The sequence below is a fragment of the Metabacillus flavus genome (assembly GCF_018283675.1).
GTDB lineage: Bacteria > Bacillota > Bacilli > Bacillales > Bacillaceae > Metabacillus_B > Metabacillus_B flavus.
The window spans coordinates 2,048,003-2,071,713 of the sequence record NZ_JAGVRK010000001.1; the positions used below are offsets into that span (position 1 = coordinate 2,048,003).

Below are 23,711 nucleotides of genomic sequence, written 5' to 3' on the forward strand. Positions count from 1 at the left end.
CCAGCCATCTTTATTCTTGTTTCACAGCAGCAAGGTTAGCGTAAGCAGTCTCCAGTATAGAATCTGACTTAGTAAGGAATGATCAAGAATATGACAAATGAACAAGTACTGAGTGCTTTAAAGCATGTAAACGATCCTGAATTGAATAAGAGCTTAACAGAGTTGAATATGATACGAAATATACAGATTGAGGAAAAACATATCCACCTTGAGGTCGTGCTAACAATTTCAGGCTGTCCATTAAAGGCGAAAATACAGGAAGACATCGAAAATGCCCTTTACAAAATTGGCGCATCCAAGGTCACGATCACATTCGGATCGATGACTCCCGAGGAAAGAGCAGCATTAACACAATCTCTGAAAAATGAAACGACAGCTGATAACGGCATGCCTGCCATGCTGCGCCCCGATTCCGGGGTTTCGATCTTTACCATTACAAGCGGGAAAGGCGGAGTCGGAAAATCTACAGTTACGATCAACCTTGCGGCTGCACTGGCTAAAATGGGTAAAAAAGTCGGCATTCTCGATGCAGACATTTACGGATTCAGCATCCCTGCAATGCTGCAGGTGAAGGATAAACCTACAATGATTGATCAAACCGCAATTCCGGTAGAAAGCTACGGAATTAAAATCATGTCCATGGCCTTCTTTGCGAATGGAAACAACCCTGTAATGTGGCGCGGTCCCATGCTTAATAAATGGATTAAAAATTTCCTGGTAAACACCCATTGGGGGGAACTTGACTATTTGCTGCTCGATCTTCCACCCGGAACCGGTGATGTGGCCATCGATGTAGCGGCGATGATTCCACAGGCAAAGGAAGTCATCGTTACCACTCCCCATGCGGTTGCTTCTTTAGTGGCAGCAAGAGCGGGAATCATGGCTCAGCACACGAAGCACGAAATAGCCGGCGTCGTTGAAAACATGGCCTATCTGGAAGAAGCAGATGGCACAAAAAGATATCTGTTCGGAAAAGATGGCGGAGAAATGCTGGCCAGACAGCTCCATACGGAAGTCATCGCAAGAATACCTTTTGGACAACCTGATGACAGACTTACAGAAGGACTTTATCAAGAAGAATCCCTGCCCGGAGAAATGTTTAGAAGCCTTGCTCAACATCTCATACGTCAACAAAAGACCTAACTATGTTCATACTGAAAATAAACCAAAAGAAAAAGCAAGAAGCTTTCCAGCTTCTTGCTTTTTCTCAATAATCTATCACTCTTCCACCTTAACCGTATAAGGGAAAACATGAACCTTCCCTTCAAACTTAAATTCTGCCCAAATCTTATAAATTCCCGGTTTTTCAAATTCAGTTTCAAACTTTGTCTCTTTTTCAGAAGCCGGGTGAACATGCACGTATTTTTCACCCTTCTCATCCAGAATAACGACATGTCCTGAAGCGCCAAGGTATGGTTCCGGCTCCCCTTTGTTAAATGAAAATGCAAGCGTAACAGGTTCTTGTCTTTTCAGTTTTTTGGGATTCATCTCAGCCATATAGTCCCCTGTTGTCATTTTAAATGAGTTCTCCGGCTGCAGCGAGGGGATTTTATCTTCATTAGAAGTACCGATTTGGAATCCAAGCGGCTTCACTTCATACTCCGCATTTTCAGGGCTTATATCCACGAATGCTTTGTAGTTTCCGTCAGAAAGCTTTTGTTCTGCCTCATATGTGCCATCTGCCGTTTTCCCGGGATGAATATGGTGATATTTCTTTAAATCCTTACTTACTACAATTAGGTGCATGATTTTTTCGTGATTCACCTTGAGTTTACTGAATGGCTTTCCTTCACTGTCTGTTAATTTAATTTGAATACGATTATCTTTAAACTTTACAGATGCCTGGATTTCATTTAAATGGCTGTTATGACTTCCATGACTGGCATGAGTAACGGCCTCTTGATGAGAGTGACCTGTTTCTTTTATTGCAGCAGGCTTTTCTGAATTAGCCTGAACAATAAAATATGCACCGGTCACCGCTCCCGCAATTAAAGCTGCTGCCAGGACCCATTTCCAAATAATCGACATAATCTGCCTCCCTTATTTTAGCTTCAATCTCTGCAGACGAAGCGCGTTAAGAACTACCGAAACTGAGCTGAATGCCATTGCTGCGCCTGCAAGCCATGGAGCAAGGAAGCCTGCTGCAGCGATAGGAATTCCAATTATGTTATAGCCAAATGCCCAAAACAGGTTTTGTTTAATATTGCGGATCGTTTTCCGGCTCATGAATAAGGCATCCGCAATACTGTTCAAGTCCCCTCGTATAAGGGTGATATCGGCTGCCTCCATCGCGACATCTGTTCCGGTGCCGATTGCCATGCCGATATTAGCTGAAGCAAGGGCAGGTGCATCGTTAATACCATCTCCCACCATTGCCACCCGTTTGCCTTCTTTCTGCAGCTTTTTCACTGCTGCAGCTTTTTCAGCCGGCAATACCTCTGCAATCACTTCATCGATTCCTGCCTGAGCCGCAATGGATCTGGCTGTTCTCTCGTTATCTCCAGTAATCATGACTACCCTTACACCCATGTCTTTCAATCTCTTCACTGCTTCGGCCGAACTCTCTTTAATGGTATCTGCAACTGCAATCAGTCCGGCATAGGTACCGTTAATGCCAATCAGCATGGCGGTCTTGCCATCGCCTTCTAATTTCTTCATTAAAGGGATCGCCTGAGAGATTTCAATTCCATGGTTTTCCATCAGCTTTCTTGTTCCAATCAAAACTTTATCTCCATTAACAGTAGAACGGATTCCATACCCTGGAATCGTTTCAAATTCCTGAACCTCTGCTAAGGGAATTCCCCGTTCTTTGATTCCATCTGTAATGGCTTTCGCCAGCGGGTGCTCTGACTGATTTTCTGCTGCAGCAATGATTGATAGCACTTGATTTTCATTTTCAGAAATGATGTTTACATCGGTCAAAACAGGTGTACCATTCGTTACTGTGCCCGTCTTATCTAATAAAACGGTATCAATTCGGTGCGCTGCTTCCAGATGTTCTCCTCCCTTAAACAAGATTCCGAATTCTGCGGCACGTCCTGAACCGGCCATAATGGACGTTGGAGTCGCGAGACCCAGAGCACAGGGACAGGCAATAACAAGAACCGCAATCAGCTTTTCAAGGGCAGAAGGAAATTCCCCGGGGTTTATCCAAATAATCCAGCACAAAAAGGTCAGAAATGCCAATCCCAGCACAATAGGGACAAAGATTCCTGATATTTGATCAGCCAGACGCTGAATTGGTGCCTTTGAGGTTTGAGCCTCTTCCACCACTTTAATAATCTGGGCAAGGGCTGTGTCTTTTCCCACTTTGTCAGCGCGGAACTTAATAAATCCATTTTTATTTATAGTAGAACCGAATACTGCATCCCCTGCTGTTTTATCTGCAGGAATGCTTTCCCCTGTAAGCATGGACTCATCTACTGCAGTACGGCCTTCGATAATCTCACCGTCAACCGGAATTTTTTCTCCTGGTTTAACGAAAACAAGATCCCCTTTTGCAACCTCTTCAAGCGGAACCGTCATCTCCTGCCCATCCCGGAAAACGGAAGCTGTTTTGGCCTGCAGCCCCATCAGTTTTTTGATTGCTTCGGATGACCGGCCTTTTGCCTGTGCTTCGAATAATTTACCAAGCAGGATGAGGGTAATGAGAATGGCGCTTGTTTCAAAATAAAGCCCTTGTATATGTTCCTGTATACCGATTGATTTAACCGTTAAGAACAGGCTGTAAAAATAAGCTGCGGAAGTACCCAAGGCCACCAGAACGTCCATATTGGCCCCTTTATTTCTTAATGTATGGTAAGCGCCTTTATAAAATTGCCAGCCGGCGATAAATTGAACAGGCGTAGCAAACGCAAGCTGCACCCAAGGATTCATCAGCATATCCGGCAAATAAATAAAGGATGTAAAAGAAAAATGGCTGACCATTGCCCAAAGCAGCGGAATGGACAGAATCATAGAAAACAAGAATTTCCCCTGCTGGTTTTGAATCTCTTTTAATCGCCGGTGCCCTGCATCCTTATCTTCCTTCTTCACTGCGGCCCCATATCCTAATTTTTCAATTTGGCTGACAATTTCTTTAGGCCCTGAACCGGCAGGATTATACTCAACGGATGCACTTTCCATGGCCAGGTTGACAGTTGCATTGTAAACGCCATCCATTTTGTTCAAGCCCTTTTCAATCCTCGCTGCGCAGGCTGCACAGGTCATGCCTGTAATGGAAAAAGCGGCTTTCCTTCCATCTGGTTCATAGCCGAGTTCTCTAATTTTTGTTTGGATCTCTGAGAGGCTGACTGTCTTTGCATCATATTGAATGGATGAGCGCTCAAGCGCAAGATTCACATGAGCTTCCTCAATTCCTTCCATTTTCTTCAGTCCTTTTTCAATTCGGACTGCACAAGCAGCGCATGTCATCCCGCTGATTCCGATATTTGTTTCCTTCAATTGACTGTTCATGGATGTCCACCTCCTTATACCTTATAGGGGTATATTTTTTCTAAAAAGATACGCGCTATTTTGATCTAGCACGTACTCACTGGCTTATTCTGCTGCTTCATATCCTTGTTCATCAATCGTTTCAATGATTTCTTCCAGACTAACCTTTTCAGGTGCATAATTTACATCAGCTTTTCCTTCATTTAAATGCACCTTTACGGAGGACACTCCTGTAAGCTTTCCTACGCTGCCTTCAACTGCTTTTACGCAATGTTCACAGCTCATTCCTTTGACCGTTAACGTGGTAATCAAAATAATCTCCCCTTATCCTTTTTTCATAAGCTTTCCAATGGTTAACAGCACTTCATCCAGGACCTCTTCGTCCCCTGCCTGGATCCGTTCTGCTACACACGATTTCATATGGCCTTCGAGCAATAGCTTTCCTACACTATTTAAAGCAGCCTGAGTAGCAGCGATTTGAGTAATGACATCATCACAGTACGTATCTTCTTCAATCAGTCTTTTAATTCCCCGTACCTGCCCCTCAACTCGGTTAAGACGGGAAGTTAAATTCTTTTTCATTAATTCCGAATGATGGCTTTTCCGGCCGGAGCTTGCACAGTGCTGAGCTTCCTTTTCCACTGCGTGAATTTGTTCTTCTTCCATCGTTCCACCCCCCTCTAACTGCCCTTAATATAACATACCCTTATAGGGTATGCAATTATGCTGTTTTGGATTCGGTTTTTTGAAAGAAGTTTTGGGAGAGCGGAATGGCTAATGGTATAATAGCAAGTACGAAAAATGAACCTACTATTACACGATTTCATAAAAGGGTGCAGAAGATGAAGAGATTTATCATAATAGGGGCTGGCATTTTAGGTGCTTCCACCGCATATCACTTAGTTAAAAAAGGAGCAGAGGTTGTCATTATTGACCGGCTCGATGAAGGTCAGGCAACAGGTGCCGCTGCTGGTATTGTATGTCCTTGGCTTTCACAGCGCAGAAATCAGGCATGGTACAAACTTGCCAAAAGCGGTGCCCGCTATTACCCGGAGCTGATTGCCGAGCTTGAAGCCGATGGTGAAAAAGATACAGGCTATGCAAAAGTCGGCGCAATCAGCATCCATCCCGATGAAGAAAAAATAGCGGCGATGGAAAAACGGGCGCTGAAGCGAAAAGAGGTTGCCCCTGAAATTGGGGAGCTGACGAGGATGAACCCATCGCAAATTTCGGACCTCTTCCCTCCTCTTGGAGATAAATATTATGGCCTCCATGTAAGCGGCGCTGCCAGAGTGGACGGGCGCGGAATACGGGATGCTTTGCTGAACGCGGCAAAGAAACGCGGTGCCAAAGTAATTTCAGGTGATGCATCCTTATTGCATCAAGATGACACCGTTACCGGAGCGATCGTAAATGGACATTCCTATTTATCTGATCAGGTGATTGTATGTGCGGGAGCCTGGGCCTCCTCTTTGTTAAAACCATTAGGCATATCCTTTCAGGTCCATTTTCAAAAAGCACAAATTGTCCACTTGGAGCTTCCGGGAGAGCAGACTGAACAATGGCCGGTAGTTATGCCGCCCGGCACTCAATATATTCTTGCTTTTGATCATGGTCGAATTGTGGCAGGTGCCACTCACGAAAATACCGATGTTTTTGATTCCCGTTTAACGGCAGGCGGCATTCATGAAGTTCTCAGCAAGGCAGCGGAAACCGCTCCCGGATTAAGCCATGGCCGCTTTCTTGAAGGCCGGGTTGGTTTCCGGCCCTTTACGGAAGACTTCCTGCCGGTTATAGGAGCCGTGCCTAAATGGAAAGGCCTGCTAGCCGCAAATGGATTAGGTTCTTCTGGTTTGACGATGGGTCCATTCCTTGGTTCACAGCTTGCTAATCTGGCACTTGATGAACATCTTGAAATTGATTTGCAGCTCTATTCTCTAAATAAAACGATGAAAAGTGAAGGAAGTGAAAGTCTTGAGTAATAAAGAACTGGAAAACCAAATCATACAAAACTATCAAAATGAGGAAAAGATGATGATATTAGTTTTTGCCCAATGGTGCGTCAATCATGATCTCAATCCTGAAGAATTGTATGTAGCCGCCTATCCGCAGCAAGCTGATAATCAGGCGTTAAAGGATGCCTTGGAATTGACTATTCCTAAGGAAGAAGCTGGAGAAATTGAGGATGATACGCTGCTTGGAGTGCTATCCTTATTTGGCAACGAAGACCTTGCGTTTACGGTAACAGAAGAAATTGAAAAGCGAAAAAAGAAGAAAAAATGAATCAAATGCAGTCAGTATTGGCTGCAAATGACTTTAGATGTAATTCATCACTGAGTCTGCTAAAGTGGAAATATAGTGATTTACAGAAGGAGAGTGCAGATTTACGTGCATAGGCATAATCAGTCTATTTCGGTGCAAACGGCCATTTTGACCGTAAGCGATACTCGTACTAAAGAAAATGACATAAGCGGAGCAGCCATCCGGGAATTTTTAGAGGCGAATGGGCATCATGTTGAGGATTATACAATTGTTGATGACGATGTTTACTCGATCCGTAATGCTGTGACGGGCTGGTGCGAACGTTCAGCCAACCAGGCTATTATCATCACAGGGGGAACTGGATTCAGCCCAAGAGATGTTACATATGAAGCAGTATCAGATTTGTTTCACAAGGAAATGACAGGATTTGGGGAATTATTCAGGAATCTGAGCTACGAAGAAATCGGTGCAAAGGCAATGTTCAGCAGAGCTGCCGCTGGAAGCATAAACGGCCGTGCTGTATATGTATTGCCCGGATCAGAAAACGCAGTAAAGCTCGGAATGTCAAAGCTCATTCTTCCATCCATTCAGCACTTCACAGAGGAGTTAAACCGTCTATGAAAATGGCTGGCGTAGTTCTTGCAGGCGGCAGGTCTTCAAGATTCGGAAAACCAAAAATGTTCGAGCTGCATAATGGAAAACCGTTTTATGAACATAGTTTGGATGCATTAAAACAAAATCATCTCTCCCCATTAGTAATTTCTACTAATGAAGTGCTTGTCCAGCAATTCAAGCGCCAGGATGTAAGGCTCATTGTTGAAGAAGAGTCTTCTTCCTATCAAGGGCCCTTGTATGCCATCCATAATGTAATGAGCCGTATGGACGACCCGGACTGGTTTTTCATCCTGTCATGCGATATCCCTTTTGTCACGGCAGAATTTGTAGATGAAATGATTGGTTTTGCGGGCGATTCCGAAGCAGATGCGGTCGTACCTGTCCAGGGCGGACGCATTCAGCCGTTAATGGCCCTTTATCATAAGCGGACCATTGAAAATCTGGAAAAAATGCTGGCAGCTGATGAACATAAGCTGGAGCATCTTTTAAATGATTTGCATGTATTAACGATTCCATTTCCTGAGGATGACCCTGCTTTCATCAATATTAATCATGCCAGGGACTGGAACACTGATTATTAGGAGGAAAACGTTATGAGTTCTTTCACTCATTGGAACGAATCAGGAAGACCGAAAATGGTGGATATATCTGATAAGGACAGTTCAAGCCGCACGGCTTCCGCTCAAGCTGTCATCACTTTATCCGCCGAGCTCTATGAAGCGATACAAGCTGGATCCATAAAAAAAGGCGATCCGCTGCAAGTGGCTCAGATTGCCGGAATTATGGGAGCAAAGAAAACAGCGGAGATTATTCCGATGTGCCACCCTATTCAGCTTCAGGGCACCGACTTTGACTTTCAGTATATGAAAAGCAAGGAAGGCTATGAGCTGATTATGCAGGCAGAAGTAAAGTGCGACGGTAAAACGGGCGTTGAAATGGAAGCCTTGACCGCGGTATCCATTGCTGCACTGACTTTCTATGATATGTGCAAAGCGGTTGATAAAAGCATGGTGATTAAGGAAACCTCCCTTCTGAAAAAAACAGGTGGAAAGAGCGGCGATTATATCCGCTCTTGAAATGATTTGGTCTCATATGTAAAGAGCCTGGAATTCCTTCCAGGCTCTTATCTTTTATATGATCTAATCGAATGATCTTGCCTCCACCCGATTTTCCCCTACTCCCGTTTTTTCCCTGAAAATCAGCCAAAGCACCACTCCCATACCTGCGGCAATTCCTTCGAGTGAAAGAATATACCAAGGGTAGGGTCCAAGCAGGTCAAGCAAACTTCCGCTTGTAGGCTTATGATCAAGGAACATGTAATTTCCTCCCGTATAGTGGTTTACCAAAAGAACAACCGGAAGCAGGATATTTAGAAATACAACCGTTTTTATAACCGAGTAAATCGTAGGACGATACCCCTTCACCCATGTATAGTAGAGCGGAACGGCTATAATCCAGGTATGTGTATAGAAAAAATGAAAAAAGCGGAAATGCGGAAAATCGATTGAGAGCACCGGAGTCAGCAATGCCTGAGACGCTCCCATTAATCCGATAAACAGCAGGATCTCGTACACAAGACGGCTCCCTGTAAGCAGCAGCAATCCAGTCATAATAAAACTGATATTGCAAAGCTCGAGCGGCAGTGCATGTCTTACTTCCCAATTGTTATTAACAATCAGCCAAACGTGATAAAGAAGTTCAATTGCAACTAAGGTGATAGCTAAGCCAATCTCTAAGGGTTTCATCTTTTTTTCTTTAAGTACTGATTTAAAACCATACAAAATAATCAATAAAACGAGAAGCACAGCCAAAGCAGCAATATGACTGCTGCCGAACATAGCAAAAGGAAAATCCTCCTGATTGTTTCCGAATAGATTCATTTTTCCTTCTCCACCAAAGTATGACGTCCTTTTCATAATATCATTTTTTAAAGGATGGGAGACCCCTTCTTGTCATTTACCGAAAGTCTATTGCTGTCATATTCTTGCTTTCCTATTCATAAATCGTTATCGGCTGCCTCCTCTTGGTTTATAATTTTCCCATAAAGGAGTGATGAGCGTGAATGAACAAGAACTATTTGAAGCAATCTATGAAACCATTTTAAACCGAACGGCAAAATACGATGGCCAATACTATATCGGAATCACCTCAACCAAAATCTTCTGCCGGCCATCCTGCCGGTCGAGGACACCGAAAAGGAAAAATGTGAGGGTGTACAGAAGCATCCAGGAAGCAATAGATGCAGGCTTCCGGGCATGCAAACGGTGCAAGCCCGAGGTATCAGGAAAGCATGGACCAGATGCAGAAATGGCTGAAAGAGTAAAGCAGCTCATTCACCATCAATATAAAGAAGCATTAACATTAAACGCCATGGCCCAGCAATTAGCCATAAGTCCATATCATCTCCTGCGTGTATTTAAACGGGTCACAGGATTGACCCCTTCCAAATACTTGATGACTCACAGAATAAGCGAGGCTAAAAAGCTATTACTGGCAGATCAAAAAGCCATCGCTCAAGTTGCAGCTGAGACAGGATTTTCAAATCCCCCGCATTTTTCATCTGTGTTTAAAAAGATGGCAGGCTGCTCCCCTCACGAATATAGAGAAAAAACGGCTGAAGAAGGTGAACGGTTAAAATGACAGAAATCGTGCCTGTTTACTGGAGTCAATTTTCACATGAAACTTTCAACCCTCTCCCTTTCTATATCGCAGCGACCGACTATGGAATTTGCAGGCTGACATGGCCGGGGGAATCATTTGAAGTTTTGGAAAACTGGGTTGCTTTAAAAATTCCGGGTTCAAAATTAGAACATAACCCAAAAGAAACAGCTGTCTACATTCAAGAGCTTATGGAATATTTAAACGGGGAGCGAAAAGTATTTCAGTTTCCTATAGATTTATACGGAACCTCTTTTCAAAAGGCTATATGGAATGCATTGTTAAACATTCCTTATGGAGCTGTCCGCAGCTATTCCCAGCTTGCAGAAGCTGCCGGAAATAAAAAGGCAGTCCGGGCAGCCGGAACAGCAAATGGCGCTAATCCCGTTCCGATCGCAGTGCCCTGCCATCGAGTGATTGGCTCCAATAATACCTTAACAGGATTCAGGGGCGGACTCCATATGAAAGAACACCTTCTCCGATTGGAGGATTATCATGACTTCAGCATCAAAGGACATGCACGTTTTCAATTTTAGCACCGCGTCTGAATCCATGATCATCCAGGTCCCGAAACTTTTCAGCTGCAAAGAAGCCCTTCATTATTTAACTAGATCTCCTCAAGAATGCCTTCATCAAGTTGTTGACGGAGAAATCTATAAGGTTCTCGTTATAGACCGGCATAAAATTCTTGTGAGGATAAAGGAGAGCGGACATTCTTTTCTTGAGCTTAAAATAGTGGACGGTTCAGATAAAAGCGAGATCATGCATCGTAAAGCTGCCGAATATACGGCCGAGTGGCTGGATCTCACTACAGATCTCGAACCTTTTTATCAGATAGCAAATAACGATCCAATTCTTGGTTCTCTCACTCAAAAATTTGAGGGCCTTCGGATAATTGGGGTTCCTGATTTGTTCGAAGCATTGACCTGGGCAGTCATCGGACAGCAAATCAATCTGGCTTTTGCTTATACACTGAAGAAAAGATTGGTTGAAGCATACGGTGAGAAGCATGTATGGGCTGAAAAGGCTTTTTGGACCTTTCCTGCTCCGGAAACCATAGCTTCTCTTTCCGCAGAAAACCTGCGGGAGCTTCAATTTACAGAAAAAAAAGCAGAGTATGTGATCGGGATCGCCAAACTGATTGCAGACGGAAAGATAACGAAAGAAAACCTTTTGAGAGTTCGGAATGTAAAGTCAATAGAAGAAAAACTTTTGTCCATCCGGGGGATCGGTCCATGGACAGCTCACTATTGTATGATGAGATGCCTCAGGATTTCCTCGAGTTTTCCCTTTGGTGATGCGGCTTTAAATAAAGCCTTGCAGAATGCGGGCTTTAAAGAAGGAAAACTAACGAGAGATGAAATGGAAGAGATATTTTCACCATGGGCACCATGGGAGGCTTATGCTGTTTTCTATTTTTGGAAGAGTTTGTCATAATTGGACTTATAGTTCCATTTATATAAATAATGCAGATTTTCCTATAAGCCTCTCGCCTGTGCAATTTATTTTGCTTCCCATGACCAGTAAGATATGATGTGGGTAGCATTTTTCAGAAAGAAGGGTATTCATGAAACTCAGCATACTGGATCAATCTCCTTTATCATCAGGCAAAACGCCAAAAGAAGCTCTTGAAGCTTCTCTTCGTCTTGCACAAGCTGGAGAAAGGCTCGGGTATAAAAGATATTGGATTGCAGAACATCATGACTTTTCCGGTCTTACAAGTTCAGCTCCGGAAGTGATGCTTGGATTTATAGGAGGCCATACCCGAAGCATCCGTCTTGGAGCGGGTGCAATTCTTCTGCCCCATTATAAGCCATATAAAATAGCAGAGACTTTTAATCTCCTTTCTACCCTTTTTACGGATCGGATTGATCTTGGAATTGGCAGGTCCCCCGGAGGATCCGCTGAAGCAGCCAGCGCCCTGTCCGGAAATTTTCTTAATAATGTGAAACAATTCCCTGATACATTCAAAGAACTGCTTCATTTTCTAAGAAATGATTTTCCGGATGATCATATGTACTCGGCCGTTAAACCCTCCCCGGTTCCTCCCTCTCCTCCTCAGGTTCATGTATTGGGGACGAGCAGCAAAAGCGCTTTGCTTGCGGCGGCGAATGGAACGGGATATGTATTCGGGCAGTTTATGGGAAGCAAGGAGCCAGCGATTGTACGTCAATATAAAGAGGCGTTCATGCCAAGCTCTCATCTTCCCGCTCCAAAAGTCATCCTCGCTGCTGCGGCAATATGCGCTGAAACAGCCGAAGATGCCGAAAAAATTGCTTACAGCAGCCAAGTCTGGCATCTCATGCTTGCAAAAGGAGAAGGAAAAAAGGGAGTACCTTCATTTGAGGAAGCCCATGCTTATATCCTTACAGCAGATGAAGAGGAAATGCTGAAGAAAATTAAATCGCAGCAGATCGTAGGTACCCCTTCTGCAGTCAAGAAAAAACTTGAGAAGCTGGCTATTGAATATGGAGCAGGCGAAGTGATGATAATATCCATCACCCATAAAGAGGAAGATAAAATTCGTTCTTATGAGCTTATTGCCAACGAATTTTCCCAATAAAAAAAGGCCGGATTTACTTTCCGGCCTTTTTCTCAATCAATTGAAGATAGTAATCCCCAATTGCATTGTCTTCATATAAATTTACGGCAGAGGTTGAATATTGTTTGATGACTGCTTGAAATGAAAGGTTTTTTTCCGGTACTTTCACTTCGAAATCATTTTTATAAAGCAAGGTTGTTGTATCATGATAATCTTCCCCGCTTTTCACTTTAAAATGGAAGCTGATTAAATGGGATCCCTTCACTTCCTCATGAAGAAAGTCTGTCCCTTCAATTGGCCGTTCATTAATATAAATGATCATGGAAATCGCTCCTATTCCTGATAAAAAAGAGAGTTCTTTATGAAAAGAACTCTGCTTTTATTTGTTAATGGTGGTCATGCCATCCTTTATTTCTGTTGATGATTTCAAATCGTTCCTGAGGGACGAAGAAAAACTGGATCCATACTCCGTCCAAAAATTCTTCACGGCTGTCCATCAGAATATCGATATCTTTATCTGTTTTCACAATCTCATCATGTTCAGTAGGTGTATCAAGTTTCACATCATAATGGGCATGGTCCCCGTGCATTTCCGTGATGAACACCCGTATCATTTTCCCTTGTCCTTCTTTACTCTCAAGCATTCTTTTTAACACTTTTGCAGCGTTGCGGTTTATTTTGCATTCCATCGTCTCTTCTCCTTCAATAAATTGTTACTTGACTAGCTGTGAAACAATTTCATAAGATTGCAGTCTTGCCTGATGATCAAAAATATTAGCGGTAATCATCATCTCATCAGCCTGGGTTTCATCCAGGAAGCTTTGAAGCTTCGTCTTCACTTGTTCAGAATCGCCAATCGCAGAAGCTCTTAATGTTTGCTGAATAGAAGCTTTTTCATATTCGTTCCATAAATCATCCATATTATCCACCGGAGGATTCAATTGTCCCGGACGTCCTCTGACCAGATTCAGAAATTGCTGTTTCATGGAAGTAGATAAATATTGCGCCTGTGCCTCTGTCTCCGCAGCAACGACATTTACCCCTACCATTGCATATGGTTCATCCAAAACTTCGGAAGGACGGAAATGATTCCGGTAAATCCTTAATGCTTCAGTTGTATGATCCGGTGAAAAATGGCTGGCAAAGGCAAACGGCAATCCAAGCTGGCCGGCAAGATGGGCACTGAAGCCGCTTGAGCCAAGCAGCCAAATCGGAATATTCAACCCTTCACCAGGAATGGCTTTTACATGGCTATATTCAACAGGGTTAAAATAGGCTCTCAATTCTTCCACCTGTTCAGGAAAATCCTCTCCGCTCCCCTTCAGCTCTCTTCTAAGTGCCTGCGCGGTTAGCTGATCTGTTCCAGGTGCCCTTCCTAGTCCAAGATCGATTCGGCCGGGAAAAAGCGATTCAAGTGTTCCAAATTGCTCAGCAATGACAAGCGGAGCGTGGTTAGGGAGCATAATGCCGCCTGAGCCGACCCGGATGGTCGAAGTACCCTGCGCAATATGACCAATCACGACTGACGTCGCTGAACTGGCAATCCCTCTCATATTGTGATGCTCAGCCAGCCAATAGCGGTTATATCCCCACTTTTCTGCATGCTGTGCCAAATCCAGTGAGTTGCCCAAAGCTTCCCCAGCATGGCTTCCAGAAACAATAGGAGCCAGGTCCAAGACAGAGAGCTTAATTTCGTGCAGCTGCTTTTTATTTTTATCTGCGTAATTCCGTTTAAACACGCGTATTCCTCCTTAGTCACGATTCCTTATATATGGAAGGGTTTCTTATAGTATCAAATCATAAGGACAACTTTACTATATGTCCTTTAAAAACTCGAATAATTTGCACACAGCCGGCCAATCATGTATGTTTGCTCCCATTTCTGACAAAACTTTAGAAAAAGGAGTGAGAAAAATGAATCAGCTTGCTGTCATTGCCGTAAAATTTATTATCGCAGCCATCGCCTTTGCTATAGGTCTGGATTTATTTTTTGATGCGAACATAACAGATATTTTTTCTTTTAGTTTATTTGCAGCCCTTGCTACCTATTTGCTGGGAGACAGAGTCGTACTGCCTGCATTGGGACATCGGTCAGCGTACATAGTAGAATTTTTCACTGTTTACCTCGGGGTGTGGATTTTTGGATCTGTTTTGTATGAAAACTATCTGCAAATTGCCTGGGGCAGCGGGATCTCTGCTGTCATCTTTACAGCTGGAGAGGTATTCGTTCACCTCTTTTTACTTGAGCGGATGCAAACTGCGGAGAGAAGATCCATCCGTACAGGACACGCAGCTTTTGGAACCGAATTTTCAAAAGAACTGGACCCTTTAGAAAAAAATAAAAAAGATTAATTTTTTTTCGTCATATTCACCTATAACCAGTCAGGTTTTGAGGCCAAAGTCTTGCAATGACCAGACGAAATGACCCTCTAATCACCATATAAATACAAAAAACACTCATCTTTTTCATAAACAGCAAAAGGATTAGCGGAATTTGCAGAGTGTTTAAAGGTTTTATACATTGGAAAAGACGGTATTTAATAGATAACAATCCGATTTTAAGGAGGGAGCAGAATGGTCATTCGAGCAGGGAGCTGGAAGATGCTCTCGGTTAAAGAAAAATTGTTCATCTTAAAAGCCGTCAGCCATTTATATAAATCCAAAGCCTAATGATCCCCTATACGCTCTAGCCTGATCCTATCCTATACTTAAAAATCCAAATACCAGATAGAACCGCATCTGACACAGCATGCGGTTTTTGTTTTATCAAATTTTAATAAGGATATATATGCTTATATAAGAACACAATAAAAGAAGATATGCTGTTATGAGGAGGATTTGCATGGCGGATCAGGGAAAATTTAAGAAAACAATCTCTTTGCTTGATTTAACACTAATAGGACTTGGAGCAATCTTTGGGTCTGCCTGGCTGTTTGCAGTAAGCAATGTCGCTTCCAAAGCAGGCCCTGCCGGGAGTTTCTCCTGGATAATCGGAGGAGTCATCATTTTATTGATTGGATTTGTATATGCCGAGCTTGGTGCAGCTTTGCCAAGGACCGGAGGGATTATTCGGTATCCGGTTTATTCACATGGGCACCTGGTAGGTTACATGATTTCTTTCATTACCATTATTGCGTATACAAGTCTTATCTCCATTGAAGTAACTGCTGTAAGACAGTATGTTGCCTTTTGGTTTCCAGGTTTAACGGTTAAAGGTTCAGAATCTCCCACGATCGCTGGATGGCTGCTTCAATTCGGATTGCTGTGTCTTTTCTTTTTGTTAAATTATTGGAGTGTAAAAACATTTGCCAAATCCAATATTATCATTTCAATTTTTAAGTATTTCGTTCCATTAACCATCATCACCGTGCTTATTTTCTATTTTAAATCTGCAAATCTCACTGCAGCTGGATTTGCTCCTTCAGGATTTACCGGGATTCAGGCTGCCATTTCCACCGGCGGAGTCATGTTTGCCTATCTTGGCCTGCATCCGATCGTATCGGTCGCAAGCGAGGTGAAAAATCCGCAGCGTAACATCCCGATTGCTTTGTTTTTGTGCATCATTTTATCAGCTGCCATTTATACTGCCCTGCAGGTTCTGTTTATTGGAGCGATTCCAACGGACATGCTGTCTTCCGGCTGGGAAAACATTCAAAAAGAGTTTGCATTGCCATTTAAAGATATTGCTGTCGTTCTCGGACTTGGATGGCTGGCATTTCTTGTTGTATTTGACGCCATAGTGTCGCCGGGCGGCAACGGGAATATTTTTATGAATACTACGGCACGGCTCGTGTATGCCTGGTCCAGAAACGGAACACTATTTAAAACCTTTTCAAAAATCGATCAAAAAACAGGTATCCCAAGATCATCGCTGTGGCTGTCATTCGGTCTTTCCGTTTTTTGGACTCTTCCGTTTCCTTCCTGGAATGCGCTTGTAAACGTGTGTTCTGTCGCATTAATCCTGTCTTATGCGATTGCACCTATCTCTTCCGCCACTTTCAGAGTAAACGCCAAAAATCTCGAGAAACCCTTTAAGCTTAGAGGAATGAGTGTGATAGCCCCTCTTTCATTCATTTTTGCCTCTTATATCGTGTATTGGTCAGGCTGGACAACGATCTCATGGCTTCTTGCATCACAGCTCGTCATGTTTGTTGTTTATCTGTTATTTTCTAAATATGTTCCAACCCGTGAAGTCAGTTTACCTCAGCAGCTTAAATCGTCTTGGTGGCTTATCGGATACTATGTCATGATGCTGGTTTTCTCTTATACCGGATCTTTCGGAGGAGGACTTGGAATTTTATCCAATCCTCTCGACCTGATCCTGATTGCAATAGGATCACTTGGTATCTTCTATTGGGCAAAATATTCAGGCCTGCCTGAAGCATTGATTGATGATGACGAAACCGATGATGCTGCAAAGCAAGTTCAGCCTGCCAGCCCATAAGAAAAAGGCCTTGCTTTATGCAGGCCGTTTTTTTATGGAGACAGCATGAATTCATCTTGAATCAGAGATGTCATTCAAATTCAATTTGTAAAGCTTATCATCCTTCTTAAACCGTACTGCTCGCCCATCCCTATTGTTCATGACAAAATACATCGCTTCTCCTTCGATAAACACATCCCGGATTCGTCCATATCCATTGATGGCTGTCTTTAATTGTCCGGAGCGGATTGAATAAGACTTCACACTTTCACCGCCAAGCTCACCGAAATAAAGAGTGCCGCCGGAAAAAGCCAATTCGAGCAGGAAACCAGCCATACAAATAGAATGAGACAGCAGAAAGAAACAATTTTCTTCCACTAGATCTACTGTATTTTTCCAATGGGTTTAGGTGGAGAGATTCAAGATAAAAATTCCGCTGGATTCAAGCCAAGCTCGCTGCAAATTTCTGCTACCGCCTGTTTTTCTGAAGGATCGAAGTTTCCATCAGCAAAACCGATTGCCACACAGTACCGGACAACAAGCCTTCCTACTTCAGGCTTGCTTCTTACATTTCCAAGAGCTCTCATTGCTTCTGCACGTCCAGTCATCCAATCTCTTTCCAGATTCATTACAAACTGGTTGAACCGCTGATTCACTTTCGCTGTATCAAATACACGCAATTCCTGGCTATTATTAAAAAACTCGTTTACCTTTTGCCGTTCGGCTGAAGAAATATGCCCATCCGCCAAACTCACTAATGCACAGCCTGCTACAATGGCGTCCATAACATCCTGGCTTTTAAAGCGCTGCAGGAGCTCCTGTGCATTTCGCTTCTGTTCATTGGCCCAGGCCGCGAAATCCTTCTGATCAGGAGACCATTTATGCATACATTGGTTGCAGTTAAATTGCACTTTGCCGCCGCCGATAAAGCCTCCGAGCAATCCAACCGGTCCAAGCACGAGCCCGCCCAGTGCTGCTTTCCCGATACCAAAGCCTTTCTTTCCGGCAGCTACATTTTGGGAGTGGCATCTTGGACAAGAAGTGGTCCTGCCTGCAGTATGAACCTGTCCGCCTGGATAAGAAGACTGCGGAGCCACTCCATAGCCTTGTGAGCCAGAATACGTCTGTGCTGATGGAGACCCTTGCTGATATGGATTGGAACTGATGCCCGGTGACTCTTGATAAACGCCGGAAGAATAACCTCTACTTTGATTATACTCAGGCTGCGGCTGGAAGTTTTGCTGGAATAATCCTTGCGGTGGATGATTCGGCTGTATGTATCCTGATCCTTGAGGCTGGCTATATCCCGCTTGGGTAGCCGGTTCATCATCTATAGTCACACCAAAATTTCTGCAAAGCGCTGACAGACCCCCGCCAAATCCGCTCCCAATTGCATTGAATTTCCATTCATTCTGATGTCTGTAAAGTTCTGCTGCCACAATTGCTGTTTCCACTGAAAACTCTTGGCCCAGTTGATATCGGATAAATTCCATCCCGGTATCTTCGCTGAAAATGCGGACATAGGCATTGGAAATTTGACCAAAGTTCTGTCTTTTTTCCGCAGCATCATGGATAGTGATGGTAAAAGCGATTTTTTGGAGATTTTGCGGTACCCGGTTAAGATCTATAAGGATTAGCTCATCATCCTGCATTCCTGCGCCCGTCCGATTATCACCGCAATAAAGAACTGAGCCCGATGCACCGTTTGGATTGTTATAAAATATAAAGTCGTTATCAGAAGGGACCTTTCCATTTTCCCCGAGCAGAAAGACGGATGCATCTAAATCAAACGCAGAGCCCCCCATCTGATTAATGTCCCATCCTAAGCCGACAGCAATTTTTGAAAGACCGGGGTTTGTCTTTGTCAAATCTACTTTTTGTCCTTTTCTCAAGCTTACACCCACAGGTACCTCTCCCTTTCTTCATAAGGTATATTATCTCTATCATTCTACCATTATTTCATTCCATCCCCAAATTATTACAATAGTCTTAATCAAAAAACCAGCAGGATTCACTCTGCTGGTTCGATAACCGGTTACTTATGAGAGAAAGGGCATTTTCCCTTTATTGGTTCAATATCATCCCCGATGAAATACTGTTTCCACTCATTATGATCCACATCACCGTAATGACTGATGTCAGGATGTGTCGGAAGCTGATCCCACTTTTCAACTCGCTCTCTCACTTTTTCCCTGGACATAATTCCTCCCTTTTCCGTTCCTTCAAGACCTTCAAAAATCATCCTTGGCTGAAACCCCAATACGAGACTGTTTCCAAGGTGCCTCGTTTTCCTCTGCTTGTAGGCAGGTGCATTTCCAAAAATGAAAAATGGTTCTCCATTAAAATGAAAATCCCATAAATGATGATCTGGATCCTTAGGCGCTTCTGCTGGCCATGGCTTCGGATCATGTTCATGAAGGTACTGCAAAATATCCCAAAAACGTTTCCTATATAAATCAAGTTCCCCTTCCTCTTTTTCAGGTTCCATAAACACGAATAGACCGTGCCGCGTATACGGCGGTTCTTTAAAGAGGGTTAAAAACTGCTCAACGGCCTTAGGAAGGTTTGACCAATCCTCTCTTGTTATGTATGCATACCGCAGCTCTCCTTTTTTTTCGGCCTTCATTCCGAAATAGCAAGGAAAAGTTGCGTCTGTAACTACGCCATGAAAGGTCTGATATTCATCGATCACCCATTGAGGCACAACTTCGGGATTCGTCATATCCTCCTTAGTCAAAAGAAAAGATGAAATAGTTTGCATGATAAGCCTCCTTTAAAATACTCAATACACCATTCCCTGTTTAGAAAAAAGAGAAACAATGAATGCATGCTTCTTGCTTATTGGCTTTCTATTGTGGCATCCTACAAAAAACAAGATGAAGGAAAGGAAATATATATGAAACTCAGCATACTCGACCAAGTTCCGGTTTCTAAAAACATAAGCGTTACCGGAACGTTTCAGCAGACAGCAGAACTTGCTCAGCATGCTGAAGACCTCGGATACACAAGATACTGGTTTGCCGAACATCACGGGACAAGAGGGCTTGCCAGCACTTCTCCTGAAATTCTGATGTCCTATATCGCTTCCAAAACCTCAAGGATCAGATTAGGCTCAGGCGGAGTGCTTCTTCCCCAATACAGTCCCTACAAAATAGCGGAAAACTTCCGGCTGCTCGAAGCTGTATTTCCCGGAAGAATCGATCTTGGCGTCGGCCGCTCACCTGGCGGCACTCAAAAAGTGAGACAGGCGCTTTTGGATGGTGCGGCAAGAGGCTTGAGTGAATTTCCAAGGCAGCTGAAGGATCTCATTTATTATATAACCGATTCATTACCGTCAGACCATCCATCTCATGGAATCAAGGCTGCTCCTCTTCCTGAATCCGTCCCGCCGGTTTGGATCCTTGGGCTCGGGGAAAACAGTGCACGGCAGACAGCGCAACTCGGACTTAATTATGTGTTCGGCCATTTTATAAAACCTGATAGAGGACAAGAAGCTTTTCAGGATTATCGGGAAAATTTTGTCCCAACTTCATTTTCCGCTGCTCCGCAGTCTCTCGCAGCCGTTTTCGTCATTTGCGGAAAAGACGACGATCATGCTGAAGAACTTGCATGGAGTCAGGATCTATGGCTTCTCCGGGTAGAGAAAGGGCTTGACAGCCGGGTACCAAGCATTGAAGAAGCCAAGGCAGCGGTTCTGTCCGCTGCAGACCGAGAAAGAATGGCAAACAACCGAAAGAGAATGATTATAGGCGGCCCTGATAAGGTGAAGAAGTCAATATACGAGCTATCCGAGCGGTACGAAACGGATGAAATCATGATTTTGACTAATGTCTATTCTTTTGAACAGAAAAAGCACTCCTATTCAAGACTTGCAGAACTGTTTTTATAGAGATTATCGTGCATGCAGATTTAATCAGGTGACATACTAACCCTAAATGTAATACCTTGATGCGGGTTTCACTTCCTTTTTAAATGGACAGACTAAGGAATCGCTTGGGCGGGGAGTTTTCTGTGTGCTGAAGAAAATCATAATCATTCTATTCGTATCTGCCGCCGCTTTGACAGGCATTGGCTTTACGGCCATAAACGATGTGAAATCAGGGGCAGAATCCTATAATAAGCAGCATCCGATTTTCGCGTCTCCAATTTCATCCGGAGACGCGAGTCTTTTTACTGACGGAAAAACCCTGATTCGTTCTTTATATAAAGACATCAAGGAAGCCCAGAGTTTTATTTATATCCACTTTTTTATCATCCGGGACGATGCCGTCAGCAAAGAATTTTTTGCTATTCTTCAAGAAAAAGCGGAGCAAGGCGTTGATGTAAAGCTTTCGGTTGATGCAATCGGCGGAAACGACATCACAAAATCAATGATCCGAAGACTTGAGAAAAGCGGCGTGCAGTTTGCCAAAAGCAGACCGCTTGCCTACCGGCATTTTTTTTACCGGTTAAATCACCGCAATCATCGCAAAATCGCTGTTATAGATGGAAAGGTTTCGTATATTGGCGGATTTAATATTGGAGAAGAGTACCTGGGAAATGATCCGAGATTTGGGTATTGGAGAGATTATCACGTTCGGCTTTCCGGCTCTGGGTCAAGAGAAATAACCAAACAGTTTTTGAAGGACTGGAAGGAAGATACGGGCAAAACCGTTCAGCCTCTCATCACAAAAATTCAAGACACTGGCTCTGATCGCTATCAATTTGTTTTCTCAACCGGGGATGATCTCGAAAAGAAAATAATTGGAATGATCAATCATGCAAAAAGCAGCATTATGATTGCTACTCCCTATTTTATTCCAACCGATGAGCTGATGAAATCTTTGCTTGCCTCTTTAAAACGAGGGGTTAAGGTTGAACTGCTGATACCTGATAAGCCAGATTACTGGTATACGAAACCGCCGAGCTACCCAAGAACGAAGAAGCTTCTAAAAAAAGGGGCTGTCATTTATTTATACCGCGAAGGTTTTTTTCATGGGAAAGTTATGGTTATTGATAATGAATTGGCGGACATCGGCACAGCAAACTGGGATAAACGGAGCTTTTTTATTAATGATGAAGCGAACTGTCTGATTTACTCCAAATTATTTATTTCAGAAACAAAAAAGGAGCTCCGAAAGGATTTCTCCTCCAGCCGCATCCTTACAGAAGACATGTATGATAAAATTCCGTTCTGGGAAAGATTACTTGAACATACCCCTGAATGGATTTACGAGCTATTCTAAGTTTTCATCTTCAATATATTTTTCCTCTTCTTCAGAAGACAGCAGACGGTTGGCCTTCCCGATGGTTCCCCCCTGCAGGGACCAAATGGAATTGTGATCCTTTACTGCATGAGAGAAATCACCGGATTCCCAGCGAGACAAAATGTCCTTATAAATATCTGCATGTTCGAGATCAGAATAGTGCTTATCTAAAGAATCAGTCAATTTAGCAATCCGTTCGTCTGTAATTTTTATGGCTCCCCATTTTTCAGGGGCACCTACTTTCTGATGCGACATGTAATGAAGGACCTGCTGAAATGCCTCATCATCCCATTCCCTGCTGGCGGAAAAATACTGGAAAGCCGGATTCCCCTTCCCACTCACTGCCGCCTTCGCATGCTGCTCTGGATTTTGAACAGGCTCTCCAAACAAATAGAAGTATAAAGCTCCTGCTAAACCCAATGATGCTGCAGAAATAGCAATGAAGGACAGTCTTCCTTTAGCGGCTCTTTTTACCGTTCTTTTTTCAGGCATATAAACCCCTCCCTTAATCCTGATTGTACCACTTTTTCCATGTTTTATGTAAAGGAATGTGAGGGGTTTCTTTCATTATGGTTTAAGCAAAATTTTACCTGTGCTTTTACGGCTCTCCAGAAGTCTATGAGCATCTGCACCTTTTTCCATTGGAAATGAACGCGGGGGCTGAATTATGATATGGCCATCTAGTATCCATTTTAACAGCTCTGAGGCACGGCTCTGGCGTTCTTCACTTGAAGTGAGAACATTCCACAGGTCCCCGCCTGTAAGCGTCTTGGATTGATCCATCAGCATTCTCGGGTCAACAGGAAGAGGATCCCCGCCGGCCATTCCATAAAAAATGACGGTGCCTCCAATGCGGACGGCGGAAAAACTTTCATTTAGGGTGGAGCCGACAGACTCATACACGGCATCTGCACCTTTCCCGTTTGTATAGGCAATCGTTTTCTCCGTCCAATTTTCATGATAAAGGAATACTTCATCTGCCCCTGCCTTTAAAGCGGCCTCTCTTTTTTCTGCAGAGGAAGTTAGGCCAATAACTTTTCCTCCCATCATTTTAATAATTTGAACCAAAATTTGTCCGACACCGCCAGCTGCAGCATGAACGAGGATTACATCTCCCTCTTTGACCTGATAGCTGTCTTTAGTTAAGTATTGGGCAGTCAATCCCTGAAGAAGGACAGATGCAGCTATGTCAGAAGTAATGCCGGCAGGCAGCGGGATGGCTTTCTCAACAGGGACTGCAGCATACTCAGCATTTGCATAAGGCACATCTGCAAACGCAATTCTGTCCCCGGGTTTGAATTCAGCGTGATTCCCTGCATCCTCGACAACACCCGCTCCCTCATAACCCAATATGTACGGCGGCTTGCCTGCTAAATGATAATTCCCTTTTCTTCGGTAAACATCTGCAAAATTCAAACCGGCTGCCTCAATACGGACCATAATTTCATCGGTCTTTAAAACGGGTTTGCTGATCTCCGCGTACTTTAATACCTCAGGTCCTCCAAACTCTTCAAACACTAATGCTTTCATA

Annotated in this window: 27 protein-coding genes; 14 read left to right on the plus strand and 13 right to left on the minus strand. The window is 43.5% G+C overall.

What is annotated here, in order from left to right; translation table 11 throughout:
• The first annotated feature begins 90 nt into the window (after nucleotides 1-90).
• Nucleotides 91-1,143 (plus strand): P-loop NTPase, encoded by a 1,053-nt coding sequence (locus J9317_RS10480; protein WP_249292129.1) that lies wholly within the window; start codon nucleotides 91-93, stop codon nucleotides 1,141-1,143.
• A gap of 75 nt (nucleotides 1,144-1,218) precedes the next feature.
• Here the strand turns inward: J9317_RS10480 and J9317_RS10485 are convergent, their stop codons facing one another.
• The 4 genes from J9317_RS10485 to J9317_RS10500 form a co-directional block, all read right to left on the minus strand.
• On the minus strand, nucleotides 1,219-2,028 hold the full coding sequence (locus tag J9317_RS10485) for a FixH family protein (protein WP_211558381.1): 810 nt from the start codon (nucleotides 2,026-2,028) through the stop codon (nucleotides 1,219-1,221).
• A 12-nt stretch (nucleotides 2,029-2,040) separates the two neighbouring features.
• Entirely contained in the window at nucleotides 2,041-4,455 is a 2,415-nt protein-coding gene (locus J9317_RS10490; protein WP_211558382.1) for a heavy metal translocating P-type ATPase, read from the minus strand.
• A gap of 84 nt (nucleotides 4,456-4,539) precedes the next feature.
• Complete coding sequence (gene copZ, locus J9317_RS10495) at nucleotides 4,540-4,749, minus strand: copper chaperone CopZ (RefSeq protein WP_211562284.1); 210 nt, start codon at nucleotides 4,747-4,749, stop codon at nucleotides 4,540-4,542.
• A gap of 9 nt (nucleotides 4,750-4,758) precedes the next feature.
• Nucleotides 4,759-5,100 (minus strand): metal-sensitive transcriptional regulator, encoded by a 342-nt coding sequence (locus J9317_RS10500; protein ID WP_211558383.1) that lies wholly within the window; start codon nucleotides 5,098-5,100, stop codon nucleotides 4,759-4,761.
• Between the two features lie 176 nt (nucleotides 5,101-5,276).
• On the opposite strand from J9317_RS10500, the gene J9317_RS10505 reads away from it, so the two are divergent.
• From J9317_RS10505 to moaC, 5 genes are all read left to right on the plus strand, one after another.
• On the plus strand, nucleotides 5,277-6,416 hold the full coding sequence (locus tag J9317_RS10505; protein WP_211558384.1) for an NAD(P)/FAD-dependent oxidoreductase: 1,140 nt from the start codon (nucleotides 5,277-5,279) through the stop codon (nucleotides 6,414-6,416).
• Nucleotides 6,409-6,717: a hypothetical protein gene (locus J9317_RS10510; protein WP_211558386.1), complete on the plus strand. Its 309-nt coding sequence runs from the start codon at nucleotides 6,409-6,411 to the stop codon at nucleotides 6,715-6,717. Before J9317_RS10505 ends, J9317_RS10510 begins: the two co-directional genes overlap by 8 nt.
• Nucleotides 6,718-6,792: 75 nt before the next feature.
• A complete protein-coding gene (locus J9317_RS10515) occupies nucleotides 6,793-7,317 on the plus strand; it encodes a MogA/MoaB family molybdenum cofactor biosynthesis protein (protein ID WP_431190676.1) in 525 nt (174 codons plus the stop codon).
• Entirely contained in the window at nucleotides 7,314-7,892 is a 579-nt protein-coding gene (mobA, locus tag J9317_RS10520; RefSeq protein WP_211558387.1) for a molybdenum cofactor guanylyltransferase, read from the plus strand. Before J9317_RS10515 ends, mobA begins: the two co-directional genes overlap by 4 nt.
• Before the next feature lie 12 nt (nucleotides 7,893-7,904).
• Complete coding sequence (gene moaC, locus J9317_RS10525; RefSeq protein ID WP_211558389.1) at nucleotides 7,905-8,387, plus strand: cyclic pyranopterin monophosphate synthase MoaC; 483 nt, start codon at nucleotides 7,905-7,907, stop codon at nucleotides 8,385-8,387.
• A 63-nt stretch (nucleotides 8,388-8,450) separates the two neighbouring features.
• Here moaC and J9317_RS10530 read toward each other — a convergent pair whose 3' ends face one another.
• A complete protein-coding gene (locus tag J9317_RS10530) occupies nucleotides 8,451-9,191 on the minus strand; it encodes a YwaF family protein (protein WP_211558391.1) in 741 nt (246 codons plus the stop codon).
• Between the two features lie 178 nt (nucleotides 9,192-9,369).
• Here J9317_RS10530 and J9317_RS10535 point away from each other — a divergent pair, with 178 nt between their 5' ends.
• From J9317_RS10535 to J9317_RS10550, 4 genes are all read left to right on the plus strand, one after another.
• Nucleotides 9,370-9,951 carry a bifunctional transcriptional activator/DNA repair enzyme AdaA gene (locus tag J9317_RS10535; RefSeq protein WP_211558393.1) on the plus strand — a complete coding sequence of 194 codons (582 nt, stop codon included), beginning with the start codon at nucleotides 9,370-9,372 and terminating at the stop codon, nucleotides 9,949-9,951.
• Nucleotides 9,948-10,505 carry a methylated-DNA--[protein]-cysteine S-methyltransferase gene (locus J9317_RS10540; protein WP_211558395.1) on the plus strand — a complete coding sequence of 186 codons (558 nt, stop codon included), beginning with the start codon at nucleotides 9,948-9,950 and terminating at the stop codon, nucleotides 10,503-10,505. The genes J9317_RS10535 and J9317_RS10540 overlap by 4 nt, the downstream gene beginning before the upstream one ends.
• Entirely contained in the window at nucleotides 10,465-11,406 is a 942-nt protein-coding gene (locus tag J9317_RS10545; protein ID WP_211558397.1) for a DNA-3-methyladenine glycosylase family protein, read from the plus strand. The genes J9317_RS10540 and J9317_RS10545 overlap by 41 nt, the downstream gene beginning before the upstream one ends.
• A 130-nt stretch (nucleotides 11,407-11,536) precedes the next feature.
• Nucleotides 11,537-12,532 carry an LLM class flavin-dependent oxidoreductase gene (locus tag J9317_RS10550; RefSeq protein ID WP_211558399.1) on the plus strand — a complete coding sequence of 332 codons (996 nt, stop codon included), beginning with the start codon at nucleotides 11,537-11,539 and terminating at the stop codon, nucleotides 12,530-12,532.
• 13 nt (nucleotides 12,533-12,545) lie between these two features.
• Here the strand turns inward: J9317_RS10550 and J9317_RS10555 are convergent, their stop codons facing one another.
• The 3 genes from J9317_RS10555 to J9317_RS10565 all read right to left on the minus strand — a co-directional run bounded on the left by J9317_RS10555 (nucleotide 12,546) and on the right by J9317_RS10565 (nucleotide 14,250).
• Nucleotides 12,546-12,833, minus strand: coding sequence for a DUF3219 family protein (locus J9317_RS10555; RefSeq protein WP_249292132.1), 288 nt, complete (start codon nucleotides 12,831-12,833; stop codon nucleotides 12,546-12,548).
• A gap of 64 nt (nucleotides 12,834-12,897) precedes the next feature.
• Entirely contained in the window at nucleotides 12,898-13,200 is a 303-nt protein-coding gene (locus J9317_RS10560; RefSeq protein ID WP_211558400.1) for an iron-sulfur cluster assembly accessory protein, read from the minus strand.
• Nucleotides 13,201-13,224: 24 nt separating this feature from the next.
• Nucleotides 13,225-14,250, minus strand: a complete 1,026-nt coding sequence (locus J9317_RS10565) for an LLM class flavin-dependent oxidoreductase (RefSeq protein WP_211558401.1) — start codon at nucleotides 14,248-14,250, stop codon at nucleotides 13,225-13,227.
• 175 nt (nucleotides 14,251-14,425) lie between these two features.
• On the opposite strand from J9317_RS10565, the gene J9317_RS10570 reads away from it, so the two are divergent.
• Nucleotides 14,426-14,863 (plus strand): DUF2512 family protein, encoded by a 438-nt coding sequence (locus J9317_RS10570; RefSeq protein ID WP_211558402.1) that lies wholly within the window; start codon nucleotides 14,426-14,428, stop codon nucleotides 14,861-14,863.
• A gap of 490 nt (nucleotides 14,864-15,353) precedes the next feature.
• Nucleotides 15,354-16,955: an APC family permease gene (locus J9317_RS10575; RefSeq protein ID WP_211558403.1), complete on the plus strand. Its 1,602-nt coding sequence runs from the start codon at nucleotides 15,354-15,356 to the stop codon at nucleotides 16,953-16,955.
• A 51-nt stretch (nucleotides 16,956-17,006) separates the two neighbouring features.
• On the opposite strand, the gene J9317_RS10580 is transcribed toward J9317_RS10575, so the two are convergent.
• The 3 genes from J9317_RS10580 to J9317_RS10590 form a co-directional block, all read right to left on the minus strand.
• Nucleotides 17,007-17,312: a hypothetical protein gene (locus J9317_RS10580; protein WP_211558404.1), complete on the minus strand. Its 306-nt coding sequence runs from the start codon at nucleotides 17,310-17,312 to the stop codon at nucleotides 17,007-17,009.
• Between the two features lie 41 nt (nucleotides 17,313-17,353).
• Entirely contained in the window at nucleotides 17,354-18,838 is a 1,485-nt protein-coding gene (locus J9317_RS20825) for a TerD family protein (protein WP_211558406.1), read from the minus strand.
• 131 nt (nucleotides 18,839-18,969) lie between these two features.
• Nucleotides 18,970-19,695, minus strand: a complete 726-nt coding sequence (locus tag J9317_RS10590) for a YqcI/YcgG family protein (RefSeq protein ID WP_211558408.1) — start codon at nucleotides 19,693-19,695, stop codon at nucleotides 18,970-18,972.
• Between the two features lie 135 nt (nucleotides 19,696-19,830).
• On the opposite strand from J9317_RS10590, the gene J9317_RS10595 reads away from it, so the two are divergent.
• Nucleotides 19,831-20,823 carry an LLM class flavin-dependent oxidoreductase gene (locus J9317_RS10595; protein ID WP_211558409.1) on the plus strand — a complete coding sequence of 331 codons (993 nt, stop codon included), beginning with the start codon at nucleotides 19,831-19,833 and terminating at the stop codon, nucleotides 20,821-20,823.
• 124 nt (nucleotides 20,824-20,947) lie between these two features.
• A complete protein-coding gene (cls, locus tag J9317_RS10600; RefSeq protein ID WP_347880523.1) occupies nucleotides 20,948-22,159 on the plus strand; it encodes a cardiolipin synthase in 1,212 nt (403 codons plus the stop codon).
• Here the strand turns inward: cls and J9317_RS10605 are convergent.
• Together J9317_RS10605 and J9317_RS10610 are read right to left on the minus strand one after the other, a co-directional pair.
• Entirely contained in the window at nucleotides 22,151-22,672 is a 522-nt protein-coding gene (locus J9317_RS10605; RefSeq protein WP_211558410.1) for a DUF6241 domain-containing protein, read from the minus strand. The two genes, cls and J9317_RS10605, sit on opposite strands and share 9 nt — an antisense overlap.
• 75 nt (nucleotides 22,673-22,747) lie before the next feature.
• Nucleotides 22,748-23,710, minus strand: a complete 963-nt coding sequence (locus J9317_RS10610) for a quinone oxidoreductase family protein (protein WP_211558411.1) — start codon at nucleotides 23,708-23,710, stop codon at nucleotides 22,748-22,750.
• Nucleotide 23,711 lies beyond the last annotated feature (1 nt).